Annotated in this window: 14 protein-coding genes and 5 pseudogenes; 11 read left to right on the top strand and 8 right to left on the bottom strand. The window is 68.6% G+C overall.

The genetic code is table 11. The features are described 5' to 3' along the window. Positions 1-442 (top strand): IS3 family transposase (locus tag QLQ12_RS46295; RefSeq protein ID WP_282764327.1); only part of this gene is annotated, 442 nt, incomplete at its 5' end. A 153-nt stretch (positions 443-595) separates the two neighbouring features. Here the strand turns inward: QLQ12_RS46295 and QLQ12_RS46290 are convergent. After that, the gene (locus tag QLQ12_RS46290) at positions 596-955 is read right to left on the bottom strand and encodes a DUF5956 family protein (RefSeq protein ID WP_282767464.1); all 360 of its coding nucleotides are present in this window, start codon (positions 953-955) and stop codon (positions 596-598) included. A 127-nt stretch (positions 956-1082) separates the two neighbouring features. On the opposite strand from QLQ12_RS46290, the pseudogene QLQ12_RS46285 reads away from it, so the two are divergent. Beyond that, positions 1083-1346: pseudogene (locus QLQ12_RS46285) on the top strand (helix-turn-helix domain-containing protein); the annotation flags it as partial. 90 nt (positions 1347-1436) lie between these two features. Here QLQ12_RS46285 and QLQ12_RS46280 read toward each other — a convergent pair. Both QLQ12_RS46280 and QLQ12_RS46275 read right to left on the bottom strand, forming a co-directional pair. Beyond that, the gene (locus QLQ12_RS46280) at positions 1437-2051 is read right to left on the bottom strand and encodes a ClpP family protease (RefSeq protein WP_282767463.1); all 615 of its coding nucleotides are present in this window, start codon (positions 2049-2051) and stop codon (positions 1437-1439) included. Then, on the bottom strand, positions 2048-2674 hold the full coding sequence (locus QLQ12_RS46275; protein WP_043528847.1) for a ClpP family protease: 627 nt from the start codon (positions 2672-2674) through the stop codon (positions 2048-2050). The genes QLQ12_RS46280 and QLQ12_RS46275 overlap by 4 nt, the downstream gene beginning before the upstream one ends. Before the next feature lie 299 nt (positions 2675-2973). Here QLQ12_RS46275 and QLQ12_RS46270 point away from each other — a divergent pair, with 299 nt between their 5' ends. The 3 genes and pseudogenes from QLQ12_RS46270 to QLQ12_RS46260 all read left to right on the top strand — a co-directional run. Beyond that, positions 2974-3408 (top strand): YsnF/AvaK domain-containing protein, encoded by a 435-nt coding sequence (locus QLQ12_RS46270; RefSeq protein ID WP_282767462.1) that lies wholly within the window; start codon positions 2974-2976, stop codon positions 3406-3408. Continuing rightward, positions 3383-3916, top strand: a pseudogene (locus QLQ12_RS46265) (family 43 glycosylhydrolase); the annotation flags it as partial. The gene QLQ12_RS46270 and the pseudogene QLQ12_RS46265, both read left to right, overlap by 26 nt. A gap of 100 nt (positions 3917-4016) precedes the next feature. After that, positions 4017-4310: pseudogene (locus QLQ12_RS46260) on the top strand (family 43 glycosylhydrolase); the annotation flags it as partial. A gap of 278 nt (positions 4311-4588) precedes the next feature. On the opposite strand, the gene QLQ12_RS46255 reads toward QLQ12_RS46260, so the two are convergent. Together QLQ12_RS46255 and QLQ12_RS46250 are read right to left on the bottom strand one after the other, a co-directional pair. Next, positions 4589-5578, bottom strand: coding sequence for a LuxR C-terminal-related transcriptional regulator (locus QLQ12_RS46255; protein WP_282767461.1), 990 nt, complete (start codon positions 5576-5578; stop codon positions 4589-4591). A 95-nt stretch (positions 5579-5673) separates the two neighbouring features. Next, positions 5674-5828, bottom strand: a pseudogene (locus tag QLQ12_RS46250) (helix-turn-helix domain-containing protein); the annotation flags it as partial. 7 nt (positions 5829-5835) lie between these two features. On the opposite strand from QLQ12_RS46250, the gene QLQ12_RS46245 reads away from it, so the two are divergent. After that, positions 5836-6066 (top strand): transposase, encoded by a 231-nt coding sequence (locus QLQ12_RS46245; protein WP_407651714.1) that lies wholly within the window; start codon positions 5836-5838, stop codon positions 6064-6066. A 320-nt stretch (positions 6067-6386) separates the two neighbouring features. Next, positions 6387-6728 carry a hypothetical protein gene (locus QLQ12_RS46240; RefSeq protein WP_282767458.1) on the top strand — a complete coding sequence of 114 codons (342 nt, stop codon included), beginning with the start codon at positions 6387-6389 and terminating at the stop codon, positions 6726-6728. Positions 6729-7092: 364 nt separating this feature from the next. Here the strand turns inward: QLQ12_RS46240 and QLQ12_RS46235 are convergent, their stop codons facing one another. Beyond that, positions 7093-7746 (bottom strand): transposase family protein, encoded by a 654-nt coding sequence (locus tag QLQ12_RS46235; RefSeq protein ID WP_282767457.1) that lies wholly within the window; start codon positions 7744-7746, stop codon positions 7093-7095. 243 nt (positions 7747-7989) lie between these two features. Here QLQ12_RS46235 and QLQ12_RS46230 point away from each other — a divergent pair, with 243 nt between their 5' ends. Continuing rightward, entirely contained in the window at positions 7990-8403 is a 414-nt protein-coding gene (locus QLQ12_RS46230) for an IS110 family transposase (RefSeq protein ID WP_282767456.1), read from the top strand. A gap of 164 nt (positions 8404-8567) precedes the next feature. Continuing rightward, positions 8568-9459 (top strand): annotated as a pseudogene (locus QLQ12_RS46225) (ISAzo13 family transposase); the annotation flags it as partial. Positions 9460-9491: 32 nt separating this feature from the next. Here QLQ12_RS46225 and QLQ12_RS46220 read toward each other — a convergent pair. Further along, positions 9492-9896: a VOC family protein gene (locus QLQ12_RS46220; protein WP_282767455.1), complete on the bottom strand. Its 405-nt coding sequence runs from the start codon at positions 9894-9896 to the stop codon at positions 9492-9494. 59 nt (positions 9897-9955) lie between these two features. On the opposite strand from QLQ12_RS46220, the gene QLQ12_RS46215 reads away from it, so the two are divergent. Continuing rightward, positions 9956-10342: an ACT domain-containing protein gene (locus QLQ12_RS46215; RefSeq protein WP_282767454.1), complete on the top strand. Its 387-nt coding sequence runs from the start codon at positions 9956-9958 to the stop codon at positions 10340-10342. A gap of 72 nt (positions 10343-10414) precedes the next feature. Here the strand turns inward: QLQ12_RS46215 and gntD are convergent, their stop codons facing one another. Continuing rightward, the gene (gntD, locus tag QLQ12_RS46210) at positions 10415-11506 is read right to left on the bottom strand and encodes a guanitoxin biosynthesis L-enduracididine beta-hydroxylase GntD (RefSeq protein WP_282767453.1); all 1092 of its coding nucleotides are present in this window, start codon (positions 11504-11506) and stop codon (positions 10415-10417) included. Positions 11507-11689: 183 nt separating this feature from the next. On the opposite strand from gntD, the gene QLQ12_RS46205 reads away from it, so the two are divergent. Then, positions 11690-14794, top strand: a 3105-nt coding sequence (locus QLQ12_RS46205) for a non-ribosomal peptide synthetase (protein ID WP_282767452.1), incomplete at its 3' end; no start/stop codon positions are given.

The raw sequence follows: 14794 nt of genomic DNA, 5'->3' as shown, positions 1-14794 counted from the left end.
CATCGTCGGCTGGAAGACCTCTGATCGGTGCGACACCGATCTGATCCTGGCCGCGCTCGAGTACGGCATCTGGTCGCGTGACGTCCGCGACGGCCAGTTGATCCACCACTCGGACAGGGGTTCGAACTATACGAGTTTCCGCTTCTCACAACGGCTGCAGGACAACGGAATCCGACCGTCCATGGGCTCGGTCGGCGACTCGTTCGACAACGCGCTGATGGAGAACTTCTGGTCGACGCTGAAGATCGAACTGGTCTACCGCACGAGCTGGCGAACCCGAGACGAAGCCGAGAACGCAATCTTCGGATACATCGACGGCTGGTACAACACCCGCCGCATCCAGAAGGAACTCGGCTACCTCAGCCCCGACGAATACGAGACCGCCTGGCACGCCCAGACCGAGCCAGATAACCTCACCCCTGCCCCCGCCGGAAGCAGGTAACCACCGCTCCGTCGAAACGGGGGGAACTCAGCACGACTCCACCGGATCCACCCCTGGATAGGCGGGAGCTGAATGCTGGCGGATGGGCTTCGTCGTGGGACATGGCATACCTGCAGCCAACCCGATTCAGCAGGAACCTGGGTGACTCGGACGTCAGGCGGCTCGGTAGATCTCGGCGAGAGCATTCCGGACATGAGTGATGAGGACCGATGGATGTGTTGCGTCGGAGTGCTCGCTGAGGTGGCGGTGCACGCGGTCCCAGAACTGGGTTCCGGTGCAGTCGTGCGGCAGGATCAGAAACCAGCGGTATCCGGATGGACGGTGGGGAACACCGGCCGCGTGCAGGTATTCGTTGATGTCCTCGGCGAAACCGATGGGGTTCGCCGACCCGACCCGACCCAACCCGACCCGGCTGCGGCGCTGGGATGGATCCTGCGATCGTTCGTCCAGGTCAATGCCGTGACCGGCGTCCTGTGGGAGGGCGTGGAGCCGCATCGCGGGGGCGGCACTCATTTGCCGCGATCCGCGCGCTACGTTCTTATTGATGCGTATGGACGGGTGATCGGGCGGCTCCTACGCTGCTGGCAGAACCGGGCTCGACCGGGTGTCGGAGACGGTGACGGCTCACTACGGTCGGCGCATGGCAGACGTGACGTACCGACCCCGGCCTCTGTTGCGCACCCTGCTCGGCGAGGTGCTGCGGCGCCGCCGGCTGGAGCAGGAGCGGACCCTTGCGGAGGTCGCCCGGGACGCGTGCGTCTCGGTGCAGTACCTGTCCGAGGTCGAGCGCGGCCGCAAGGAGGCGAGCTCGGAGATCGTGGCCGCCATCTGCGACTCGCTGGGCATCGGCCTGGCGGACCTGCTGGCCGAGGTGGGGCGCGACCTCACGGCGCATCGCGCCCCGGTCCTACGGCTGGAGACGGCCCGGCTGCGCCGCGCGGCATACGCGCCGCTCGGCTCCCGGTCCGGTGATGTCGTTCTGCTGGCGGCCTGATCAGGCGGCGTTGAGCCGGTAACCGCGCGGTTCACGCCGGGTGATGACCCGATCGGCGAGGCCGTAGGCGACGGCGTCGGGGGCCGCCAGGGTCATCCGGCGGTCGGTGTCCTCCCGGATCTTGGCGATCGAATGACCGGTGTGCTCGGCCAGGATCTGATCCATCTCGGCCCGGACCTTGGCCACCTCCTTGGCCTCCACGGCCAGGTCCGGCAGCGTGCCGCGGGCCTGGCCGGACGGCTGGTGCAGGGTGACCTTCGCGTGCCGCAGCACCGACCGCTTGCCCGGGGTGCCGGCCGCCAACAGCGCCGCGGACGCCGACGCGGCCTGTCCGACACAGATGGTGGCGATGTCGCAACGGACGAAGTGCATGGTGTCGTAGATTGCCGTCAACGCGCTGAACGAGCCGCCCGGGGAGTTGATGTACAGCCCGATCTCCTGTTCCCCGGTGGATTCCAGGTGGATCAGCTGGGCGATCACCACGTTGGCGACCCCGTCGTCGATTTCGGTGCCGAGGAAGATGATCCGGTCCGACAGCAGCCGGGAGTAGATGTCGAAGGCGCGTTCCCCACTCGGCGTCTTATCCACGACGGTCGGGATGGTGTAGTGGCTCATGCGCTCAGTCCCATCGGCTGGCGGGCCATCTCGGGGCGTACGTCGTCGACGCTGTCGAGGACCCGGTCGATGAGGCCGTACTCGAGCGCCTCCTCGGCGGTGAACCAGCGATCACGCCGGCTGTCGCGTTCCACCGTGTCGATCGGCTGCCCGGTGTGCTCGGCGGTCAGGCGCAGCAGCGTCTGGCCGAGCCGCTCCAGCTGGTTGGCGTAGATCTCCACGTCCGCCGCAGTACCGCCGAACCCGGCCGAGCCCTGGTGCATCAGGATCTGGGCGTGCGGCAGCGCATACCGCTTACCGGGGGTGCCGGCGGTAAGCAGGAACTGCCCCATGCTCCCGGCGAGCCCGAGGGCGAGCGTGCTGACGTCGTTGGGGATCAGCCGCATGGTGTCGTAGATCGCCAGCCCGGCGGTGACCGAACCACCCGGCGAGTTGATGTACAGGTTGATGGTGCTCAGCGGATCCTCCGCGGACAACAGCAGCAGCTGCCCGCAGATCCGGTTGGCGATCGGGTCGTCGACCTCGGCTCCGAGCACGATGATGCGCTGGTGCAGCAACTGGACGGACAGCTGGTCGTCAACGGACCCGGTCCCACCTGGCGCCGCGGCAGTGAATGGATGCATGGTTTCTCCTCCGGCTCGGCCCTGCGTGCCGTCTCCACCTTCAAGGCGATGGCGCCCGTAGGCCAAGCCGATCTGCGGTCAGCAGATCAGTGCACCACTTCAAGTTTCCGCAACCTCACCCTGCGGCCGCGGGAGGAGCACGAAGCGCTCCAGTCGGCCCGCATTGAACCGGTCCACGGCCTAGTGGAAACGCCGTGACACGCTGATCGTGCAGTGCGACGACGCTGGCGCCCATCCGATCCCCGCGTCCGGGGGCTATCTGCGCCCGGACCTGGTGGCTCCTGGGGCAGGTGTACGTGGTGACCGAGCAGCAGCAGGTGTCGGTTCCGGTCACCCGCGAAGAGGTCCGGCTCGAGCGTGAGCCGATCACCAGTGGTAACCGCGACGCCGCGTACACCGGTCCGGATCTGACCGAGTCGGAGCACGAGGTGACCCTGCATGCCGAGCGGCCGGTGCTCAACACCGAGACCGTCCCGGTGGAGCGGGTCAAGCTCGGCAAGGAGACCGTCACTGAGCAGCAGACCGTCGGTGGCGAAGTCCGCAAGAGCGCATCGAGGCCGACCTGCCCGGTGAGGACGGCCGCCGCGCCATCAGCTGAAACTGAGCCTCATCCGACCCGCCGATGCCCCGTCCTCCTGGAGGGCGGGGCATCGGTCTGTCCCGGTACGGACGGCACTCGTATGGCCGCACACGTTGCGGGTGCCGAGAATGCGTCGTCATACCCGCGTGCGTAGACGCGCCGTTCGCCGTACCGATCTCATGGCTCTGTTCCCCGTTGTCGCGGCCGCCGGAATTGCTGCCGCCATCCTGCCTTCATCGGCGGGCACGTCCCCCGCTGCCGCCCCGCGAGGCGCGGCGACTCCGACCGTCGCGCCCGCCGCCTACCCGAACCCGGGCCGTGTCACCGGAGACGTCGGCGCGCACGACCCTACGATCGTTCGGCGCCCGGGCGGTGGATATCTGCTGGCGCACACCGGCGACAACATCAGCCTGAAGACCTCCGCGGATCGAACCACATTCCGCAATGCGGGCGTGGCTTTCCCTGCCGGAGCTCCCTGGACCAGCGCCTACACCGGCGGCAACCGCAACCTGTGGGCACCCGACCTCACCTACCGCGACGGCCGTTACTGGATGTACTACTCCGCCTCCTCCTTCGGGTCGAACCGGTCGGCGATTTTCCTGGCCACCAGCACCACCGGCGAGCCCGGCACCTGGAAGAATCAGGGCCTGGTGGTCGAATCGCGGGCCTCTGACAACTTCAACGCCATCGACCCGAATCTGTTCGTCGACTCCGACGGCAAAATGGTGGCTGAGCTTCGGCTCGCTCTGGTCGGGCATCAAATTGATCGAGCTGAACCCGGCCACGGGCAAGCGGGCAGGCAGTACGATCCGCAGCATCGCCGGACGCAATGGCGGCGCGATCGAAGCGCCGGTCATCGTCAAGCGCGGCGCCTACTACTACCTGTGGGTTTCGTTCGACCGGTGGTGTCAGGGCGCGGCGAGCACGTATCGCGTCGTGGTCGGCCGCTCGACCTCGGTCACGGGACCGTACGTTGACCGTAACGGCACGCCGATGACCTCCGGCGGCGGAACGGAGATGCTGGCCGGGCACGGCGGCATCCACGGGCCGGGCCACCAGACAGTCATGACTGACACCGACGCCGACACACTTGGCTACCACTACTACGCCGCCAACGGCGCCGCGCTCCTCGGCATCAACCTTCTCGGGTACGACGCGGCCGGCTGGCCGTTCGTCTACTGATTCCACGCGATTATCCTCGCGGAGCACTCTGCATCGAGCGTCGCCGAGGCCCGGTCGCTGATACCAGCCCCCGGGTCAGGCCAACACATCGGTGATCGAGATGGCTTTGACCAGGGCGGATGAGGTTTTCGGCACCCGCAGGGTCGGTTTCCTCAGCGGAGCAGGCCGCGCTGTGCCGCCAGCACGCCGGCCTGGAAGCGGCTCTGTGCCCCCAGCGAAGTGGTGATCGTGGCGATGTAGCGCCGGCAGGTGCGCACCGAGATGCCGAGCCGGCGGGCGATCAGCTCGTCCTTGGCGCCGCCGGCCATCTGTTCCAGGATCGCCTGCGCGATCTCGTCGCGGATCACGTCGGCCTCGTCCTCGTCGACGTCGATGGGATAGGCGCGGCCGTCCTCCCAGAGCGCGTCGAAGGACGACAGGAGGTGGTCGATGACCGACGGCTCCCGGATCAGCACCGCGCCCTGGGCGCTGTCGCCGCCTTCCCGGGGGATGAAAGCGATGTCCCGGTCGAAGATGATTAGCCGGCGGGGGACCACCGGCACGGTCCGCACGATCGCACCGCACCGGACCACCTCGGCGACGTAGCGCCGGGTGGGCCGGTGATTGCGGGTGGAGTGCTGCAGGACCGAGCGCATCTCGACGCCCCGCTCGAGCATCAGCAGGTCCAGTGCCCGGCTCCGGGCGAGGCCCTCCTCATTCATGCCGCTGCCGGGGTGGGCGATCCGGAGTTCCTTCTCGGTTCGGCGGGCCCGGTCGGCTAGCAGGTGCCGGATCATGTCCCGGTCCTGGATGATGTCGATCGCTTCGGTAGGCCGGCGCTGCTGCCGGGCTTCGAAGTAGGTTTGCTGCAGAGACAGCATCGAGCTGCGCACCCGGGCGAGCTGGGCCTGCTGTTGGCGGACCTGGCGCTCCTCCTCGGCGAGCAGCTCGATCACCGCGGCCTCCGGGCTGACCGGATCGTACTCCCGCGCCGGGTCGAGCGATGGCCGTAGCAGCATGAGGCGGGCGAGGCTGTCGATGATCTCGTCGACTCGTTCCGCCGAGATCTGGTGTCGGCGCTCAATCGTCTCCCGCGTCCATGACGGATCCGCGACGATGGATCGAAATATCGCCACCGCATCCGGCTGCAACTCTTCTTGCACGGATCGTCCCCCACTCGCCCGCCGCCGCAATGCGGCACTCACTCTAAGCGAGTCGATCAAGGACCCCGGTCAACCCGCGTTCAACACCAGTCACCTAGGCGCTCGTGCCGGTGGCGGATGATCCAACGGCGCACGGTGGCCGGGTCGTAGTGCAGCAGGTCGGCGATCTCGCTCGCGGACATGCCGGAGGCTGACAGCACGACGATGACCATCCCGGAAGCCGTACGCCTTGCCCGTGCAGAGCAGTCATCAGTTCGGTGTGTTGCTCGGCCGGGCCCTGGCTACGTGTCTACCGGCTCCCCGGCTACGCGCCCGAACTCAACCCCGTCGAGAACATGTGGTCCAGCCTCAAACGCGGCATGGCCAACCTCGCCCCCGGCGGCATCGACGACCTGCTCCGCATCGCGAAGAACCGTCTCAAACGGATGCAGTACCGGCCCACCCTCGCCTTCGGATTCCTCACCACCAGCGGCCTGGCACCACCCTGACCCTGACCCCAAAAGCTCAGTAGTCCGCGGTTTTCTGGCGCCACCGCTGCGGAAGAACGGCTGGATCATCGCGCAGCATGCCGGGGACGCGAGCTCGGACGGGGTGCAGGACCTGCTGAGCCGGGTGCGGTGGGGACGACGCGGCGGTCCGCGCTGACGTCCGTGATTTTGTCGGCCACCAGCTCGGCGAGGCCGACGCAGAACGGTCATCGACGGGACGGGTATCTGAAGAAGCGGTTGTGGGTTGCTGCCATTCATGTGTACAAATAGGGCCGTCGGTTAGCACGGGGCTGCCGAACGATCCAAGAAACGGAGATCTGATGAATTCCACCGTCTCCCGCCGCGTTATCCCTGTTGCCTTCGGTGCGCTTGCCGGAGTGTCCATCGTGGGTGCTGTCGCGGCGCCGGCCAATGCTGCGGACATCCAGTCCCCCGGCGTTGTGGCCGCCGCCGCCTGCGGCGAGTTCATCGTGCCCGCCCGTCCAGGATCGACTGTCAAGTTGGTGAAGTACACGCACTGCGGCTCCGGCTCCGTGCGGGTGAAGGCGATCATCGATCGCGGCCCCGACTCGGACTGCGTGACGGTTGGCTCGAACGAGACGAAGAGCCTGGTCACATACATTCCCACGGTCCAGCGCTTCAACCGGATCGTTCGCTGCTGAGGCGTACGCGCTGACTGGAAGGGTCCCCGACGCGGGGACCCTTCCTGCGTGCTTCACGGTTTTGTCCCGCCCGGCGGGACGCCACATGTTGCGGTGAGCCGATATCGGTTATCGCGAGGGACGGCCGAAGCCCTACCAGGCACGCATTCGGTGGGTCGATCCAGTAACGAAACGACACCTAGTGAGGTGATCTCAACGACCTTTGGATAGATAGCGGTATTCGAAGTGTGTGAGGTGGAGTGCGGCGGCGACGATGTCGCCGATTCTTGTCGGGCTGATGGTGCTGTGCCGTAGCGTTTCCAGCGGCCGGTCAGCATCGCGAAGCCACGCTCGCCTTGCCAGCGCAGGCCGCGTAGTAGCCGGTTCACGGTGTGGTTGGCGACGGAGAGGGGTTTGCCGTCGGCGGGCTGCCGGGTCGAGGTCTTGATGCCGTGACCTGCGCCTTCGTAGCCGGCGTCAGCCAACGCGCGGGTAGGTCGAGTTCAGCGGCGGCCCAGTTCAGGGCCGCGGTGATGCCGAGTTCCCGGGCGCAGCTCAAGTCGTGAAGGTGGCCGGGCATCGCCTCGGCGGTCCAGATCGGAAGGCCGACCGGATTCATGATCGCTTGAATGTTCGCGCCGAACTCGCGGTGCTTCCCCGAGTACCAGGCGTCGATTGCTTTCCCTTTGACGCTGGTGGTCGTTTCGGCCAGGCGATCGCTGTCGAACAGCTTGCCGTCCAGGATGACGAACGCCCAGCCGTCGTCGGCGGCGCGGCGCAGGGCGGCGTGCAGGTCGGGCCGTTGAGCGGCCAGGACCGTGATGCCTTCGGTGATGTAGCGGTACGCGGTCGCCCGGGAGATCCCGAATCCGGCGCCGAGCATGGCGGTGTCCTCGGCCTTGCGGAACCAGATCAGAATCATCCACGTCTGGTGGTAGCAGGTCAGGGCTCGTGTCCGGCGGCGTGTCCCGAGAAGGCGGCGTTGCGCGGCCAGCAGCCGCGCAAGGTGGCGCACGAGTTCTCTGGGAACGTCGAGCATGGCAGGACAAGCGATCACGTGGGGCCCCTAAGATCGAAGTTGTTCGGGGCGTGTTGTCCCTGAATGTCCGGGCGGCGGGGTGTGGCCGACGTGGAGCGGCCGAGGTGGCTCGAGAGGAATGGCCGCCCCGTTGTCCGGGACTCCTCGGCTGCTGATTGAGATCTGATGCGAACCGTCGCTGTTTAGGGACCTGCCAGCGGGGATGTCCACGGGTTGACCTGCGAGGACAGGGAGTCATCCCCGGTGAGGGCTTCCGAGGTGATCTGGGTCGGTATCGATGCCGGCAAGACCAGCCATGACGCCGCAGCGGTCGATGCCGACGGCCGTCGGTTGTGGTCGGTGAAGGTCGGCAGTGGTCAGGGGCAGCTTGAGCGACTCGTCGCCAGGGCGGCCAAGACGGCGCCGGATGTGCGATGGGCGGTCGACCTGGTCAGCCCGGTGGCATCCTTGCTGATCACGGTGCTGCTGACCAAAGGCCAGCACGTCATCTATGTGCCCGGTCGGATGCCCTTGTCGATCAAGCCGCGCGCACTTCTCTCGCTGAGATCACCTCAGTGTGTCGTGATTTTGATCGATTCACTTCGAGTTGTTCGCGACGAGTTTGATGCTGATCTGAGCCTCGATCCACCAACGCGGTTTTTGTGGATCGTTGGTTGATATTTCCGAATTGGTCAACTCGGTGGGCATGCGGGAATCGCCGATCAGCTGATCGGCCTGCCCTAGATATTGTTCGAGGTGGAAACGGGGTTGTGGCCTGCGGTCGGGCCGCCTGATTTCAGCCGCTTTGAGGCGGTCAGCCCGGCACCGGGCAGACGACCACCGGCCGCAACGACTATCCGCAGGCCCCCCGGTTGTTGATCACCGCGGACGCGGGTGGCTCCAACGGCTACCGCACCCGCGCCTGGAAAGCCGACCTGGCCGCCCTCGCCGCCGAGACCGGCCTGCAGATCACGGTGTGCCACTTTCCGCCCGGAACATCGAAATGGAACAAGATCGAGCACCGGCTGTTCTGCCACATCACCATGAACTGGCGCGGCCGGCCGCTGACCAGCCACGAAGTCATCGTGCGGTCCATCGCCGCGACCACCAGCGGCACCGGCCTGCGCGTCCATGCTCAACTCGACACCGGCAGCTACCCCACCGGCCGCACCGGCACCGACATGACCGCCCTGTCCCTGGCCCGGCACACTTTCCACGGCGACTGGAACTACACCCTGCACCCGGCAGCGGTCCCGGCCGGCCAGGCCCACCGGGATCAGCATTCCACCAGCCCGGAAACCGAGATCACCGCTCTGTCGGACCCATTGCTGACCGGAATGAACCAGCACCAGCTCAGCGAACTGACTCATCACCTCGACGCCCATCCGAAGCCAGAACGACCAGGCAAAACACCACCATCGACAGCAACAGGCACTCGCTGCAGGTAAGAAACCACACCTTCCGAGGTCCGGGCGCCCGCTTCAACTCGGCTTTCCCGACCGGGCCCTGGCCACCATCCTGTATCGAAGACTGCGACTGCCCCATGACGTCATTTTCGCGCTGTTCCACTCCCGCCGCAGCACCATCCGTCGAGCCGTCGCCGAGGTCCGGCAACTCCTCGACCAACACGGCACCGCCATCAACCCGGCCGCCCTACCACCAGCCGCGATGGCACTCCTCCGCACCGCAACCAACCGACACTATCCATTCGCGGAGATCAAAGCCGTGAGTTAAAAACCCGCACTGCCTTAGAAGTTCAAGGCGAGTCAGGGAGTCGATCGATGATCTACTTTTTTGTGTCGCTCGGCCGCGCTGCGTTCCACGCAGAACTCGTTACCCTCCGGGTCGGCGAGCACGACCCAGCCGGTCCCGTCCGGCCTGCGGCGGTCGTCGACCAGGGTTGCGCCCAGCTTCCGTAGCCGCTGCACCTCCTGGTCGCGGGCCACATGCGGTTGCAGGTCCAGGTGTACCCGGTTCTTCCCCGGCTTGCCGTCGGGTACCCGGACGAACAGCAGTTCCGGGCCCGCGCCGGCGGGTACCGTCAGGCCGACCTCGTCGTCACCGGGCTGATCCTCCGGATCAACTGGATGCCCGATCACCGCGCTCCAGAAGGTCGCCAGCTCGTACGGTTCGGTGCAGTCCACGGTGACGTGGCGGATATCGGAACTCATCATTTCTCCCGTCCGGCCCGCCGGCCGGTGCAATAGCGTGTCTCTTTAAGCTGATCGATGTGACAAGTGATCGTGTACAACGGCTACGTTTCCTGCCCGGCCATTTCGCCGTCACGCTCGACGAACGCGGCGGCACCCCACCCGGGGACGAGTGGCTGGCCCTGGTCCGCGGCCCGGAAGGCCTGACGGTCATCCGGCCGGCAGCGCCCGGCGACCGGGAGCAATGGCGCGCGCTGTACAGCGGCGACACCGCGCACGACCTCGACGTGCCGGGCATGCTCAACGCGGTGCTGACGCCGTTGGCGCGGGCCGCGGTCCCGGTCTTCGTGGCCTCGACCTTCCACGCCGACCTGGTGCTCGTGCCGGTCGAGCAGAGCGACCGGGCCGCCGAGGTGCTGCGCGCCGCCGGCCACCACGTCACGACCGCGGAACCCGGCGACCACTAGCCACCGCACGGCCGGTGTGCGCTGCCTCCGAGGTAGCGATGCAGCGCACACCGCGCCCGGGCCGGCCGACGCTCAGACCACCGCGCGGCCGTGCGACCCGAACCGCCGACCCGCGGAGCGCCGCAGGTCGGCGCTGATGTTGATGCGCCGCAGCCACCGGTCAGTGCCGTCGTACCGGGCCCGGAACGGACGGCGCCCGTGCACCGCCCGCTTGTTGTCGACGATCAGCAGCTCGCCGGGGCCTAGAGCGACGTCCTGCATCCGCTTCTCGAACGCCTCGATGACGACCTCCAGCGCCTTCTCGGCGGCGTCGTCGTCGAGCTCACGCACCATGAAGGCCGGATCGATCTGTACGTACGGCGACTCCGGGTCACCGCTGAGGATCGAGGTCCGCTGGTGCTCCTGGTACATGCTCGCGATCCGGGCGAACGCCTGCGCCTGGGCCTCGTTGTTGTCCACCCCGGTGGTCATCACATTGAACTGAGCGGTGTGAGACTCGTCGGGCAGGATCACGAAGCGGTCCTCGAAGAGCACCTTGCGGCTGTCGTCGTCCAGTTCCAGGCCCTGCGCGGGTGCGAACATCGTCGGCACCGCGTCCGGGTTGCGCAGGCAGAGCAGCATGATCCAGTCGGCGCGGTCGGGGTGGAAGGCGTCCTCGTTGTGCCACTCCAGCAGCGTCGTGGAGCTGGAGCCGAGCTGCTCACCCTCGTGGCCCTTGATCGGGAAGACGTCCAGCACGAGACGGCCGCGCTGCTGGGACAGGTAGGAGAACGGGTCGCCGAGTAGCGAACCCACCAGCAGCAGCACGGCGGTCGCGCGGGTCACCGCCGAGCCCTCCACCGTGATGGCGTAGCTGTCCGGCGTCGGCCCGATGGAGTCCTCCTCCACCGGCAGCCCGGAGAGCACCAACCCGCCCTGCGGCTCGCCGGTCAGGCGGAACCCGGTCAGGACGGCGCGCAGACGCTCCGGCATCCGGTGCGCGTACAGGGCGATGTCGTTGAGGCGCTGTTCCAGCTCGGCCGGATCGGTGGTGCCGAAGTCGTCGACCACCTCGGCGGCGAGCGCGGCCACGTCGGCGCGCTCGTCCGCCGTGAGCGTCAGATAGGGGACACCGCCCTTGGCGGTGAGTTCCGTGGTGGGGTCCTGGACGGCGATGTGTACCAAGGTGAACCTCCGTGAGTCTGCTCGCGCGACCGGAGTGGACCTCGGCCGCCTGCGATGCGTTGGTTCTCACAGTGGGCACGCGCGTGCGGCGGTCACAGTCGGGAGGATTCCCGATTTCCCCGCGCGGCCGGTGCTGTCAGGGTCGGCGACGACAACGGACGCCGGCACAGGCAGGAGATTTCGGTGACAGTCTCGACCTCGGACGTCGATCGGGACCAGGCGGCGCTCACGTTCGCCGAGCAGCGCGTCTGGCTCGCCGAGCAGGCGCGTACCGGGCCGGCCGGCCAGCCCACCACGGTCGGCTTCCGGGCGGTCGGAGCGCCGGACGAGCCGGCCCTGCGGACCGCCCTCACCGCGCTGGTGCGGCGGCATCCCGCACTGCGTCTGCGGTTTCCCTGGACCGCGCACGGACCGCGCCGGGTGCTGGCGGACACGGTCACTGTGCCGGTGACGCGCATCGACGGCCGGTCGGCCGGCGACCGGGACGGCGATGCGGTCCGCGCGCTCGTCGGTGAGCTGGCCGCAGTGCCGTTCGATCTCGCCGACGGGCCGCTGCTGCGGGCCGCCCTCGTCGACCGGCCGGCCGGGGAGCGTCCCGACGATCACCTGGTGCTGCTGGCGGTGCACGGCATCGCCGCCGACGCCGCGTCGGCGCACGTGCTGCGGCGGGACCTGGCCGAGTACTACGCGGCCGGCCGGCGGGGCCGTCTCGACGTGCCGTCGGAGCCGATAGCGCCGCCGAGCGGGCCCGAACCGGCGGTCTCGCCGGCCAGGTCGGCCGCGGTGGCGAACCGGCTCGCCGAACTGTCCAGCACGCAGCTGCCCCTCGACCGGGTGCGACCGCTGCGCCGAACCTGGGCCGCCCGGGTGCTGCGGCGGCAACTGGATCCGGCCCTGGTTGACCGGCTGGCGGGGCGGCTCGGTGCGGACGCCTCCAGGGCGGTGCTCGTGGCGGCGCTCGGTGCGGTGCTGACCCGGTACACCGGCCGCGACGAAGTGGTGCTCGGCATGCTGCACCCACGGCGCTCCGGCGGCGAGAGCGTCGTCGGTTGCCGGACCAATCCGGTCGTGCTGCGCATGCCGACGAACGGTGACCCGAGCTTCTCCGGGCTGGTCGCCCGGGCCACTGCGGCGTTACGGGCCGCGGACGCCGAGAGCGACGTGCCGTTCGACGACGTGCTCGCCGCCCTGGGCGCGCGCCGGCACCTCGATCGCCATCCGCTCTTCGACATCACGGTCCGTTGCGACGTCCCGCACGACCTGGTGGAGGGCACGCCGATCGACGCCGACCCCGGCACGCTTTGGTGCGACCTGGACGTCGCCCTGGTGCTCCCGCCCGGCGGCTCGCCGGAGCTAATGTTGACCTACGCCGCCGAGCTGTTCGATACCGACCGCATCGACCGCCTGGGGCGGCACCTCGAGCGGCTGCTGCGGTCGGCGAGCGCCCAGCCCGACGCCCGGATCAGCCGGCTGCCCGTACTGGGGGCCGACGAGCACGATGTGGTGGTGCGCCGCTGGAACGCCACGGCAGCCGACTACCGGCTCGACGACGTCTGCCTGCACGAGCTCGTCGAACGCCGAGCAGCCGCCCGGCCGGACGCCCCGGCGCTGCGCTTCGCCGGCGAGACCACCACCTATCGGCAGCTCAACGAGCGGGCCAACCGGCTCGGTGGCTATCTGCGCCGGCTCGGTGCCGGACCCGAGACGATCGTCGGGGTGCTGCTCGAGCGGTCGCCGGACCTACCGGTCGCCGTGCTGGCGATCCTCAAGGCCGGCGCGGCCTACGTGCCGCTCGACCCGGACCACCCGGCGGACCGGCTCGCCTATCTGGCCGACGATGCCGGCTGTGAGCTGGTGGTCACCATCACGGCGCTGGCCGGCAAGCTCTCCGATGAGGTGGTGCCGATCTGCCTTGACGAACCGGCCATCGTGCGGGGGGTCACGGCGCTGCCGGCGGAGAACCTGCCCCGGACCGTACGCCCGGACAACCTCGCCTACGTGCTCTACACCTCCGGCTCCACCGGGCGGCCCAAGGGCACCCTCGTCGAGCACCGCTCCGTCGTCAACCTGGTCGAGTACTGCCGCCGTGCCTACGACATGGGACCGCACGACCGGGTCATGCAGTTCGCCAGCCCCTGCTTCGACGTCAGCGTCTTCGACATCTTCGCCACGCTCGGCAACGGTGCGACCCTCGTCCAGGCGCCGCGGACGGTGTTGCTCGACCCGCATGCCCTGACCGCGCTGCTGCGCCGCGAGCGGGTGACCTTCTCCGAACTCCCGCCGGCGGTGGCCGAACTGCTGGACCCGGCCGAGCTGCCCGACCTGAGGATGGCGAACATCGGGGGAGAGGCCCTGCCGGGCCACGTCGCCGACCGGTTCCAGGCGCCGCACCGGACGGTGCACAACACGTACGGGCCGACCGAGGTGACCGTCACGTCGACGGACTACCGGTGCCCACCCGGGCTCGGGGACGACAGCCCGCCGATCGGTGCCGCCATCGCCAACCTGCAGGCGTACGTGGTCGACCGCTTCGGCGACCCGGTGCCCGTCGGTGTGCCGGGGGAGCTGCTGATGGGCGGCATCGGCGTGGCCCGCGGCTACCACCGCCGTCCCGGGCTCACCGCGCGACTGTTCGTGCCGGATCCGTTCGGCCCGCCCGGTGCCCGGGTGTACCGCACCGGTGACCTGGTGCGGTGGCGGCGCGATGGGGTGTTGGAGTTCCTCGGCCGCATCGACACCCAGATCCAGGTCAACGGGCAGCGGGTGGAACCCGGCGAGGTGGAGGCGGCGCTGCGTGAGCATCCCGCCGTGGCCAGCGCCGTCGTGGACCTGTTCGGGGTGGCCGGCGACCGCACCCTGGTCGGCTTCGTGGTCCCGGTCGCCGGGACGGCGGCGCCGACCACCGCGCAGATGCGCACCCACCTGCGCGACCGGCTGCCGTCCGGCCTCGTGCCGTCGCGGGTGATCGGGCTGGACGCGGTGCCGCTGACCCTCAACGGCAAGGTGGATCGCCGTCGGCTGCGCGAGATCCTCGAGCGGGAGGGCGTCGACGAGGTGACCGGTTCGCCGACGCTGGCGCGGGTGGCCGCCCTCTGGGCCGACGTGCTGGGTGTGCCGCCGGACGGCGTCGATGTCCGGGGCGACCTGTTCGCGTCCGGTGATCCGGTGCGCGTCGCGGTGCTGCGCGAGCGGTTGCGCGCAGAGTTCGACGCCGACGTCAGCTGGCCGGTGCTGCTGGCCGAGCCGACCGTGGCGGCGCTCGCCGCGGTGGTGGCGACCGGAACTTCC

Source organism: Actinoplanes sandaracinus, assembly GCF_030009775.1.
Lineage (GTDB): Bacteria > Actinomycetota > Actinomycetes > Mycobacteriales > Micromonosporaceae > Actinoplanes > Actinoplanes sandaracinus.
Note: the sequence above shows the minus strand (reverse complement) of the source record. Positions and strands in the feature narration are given on the sequence as shown.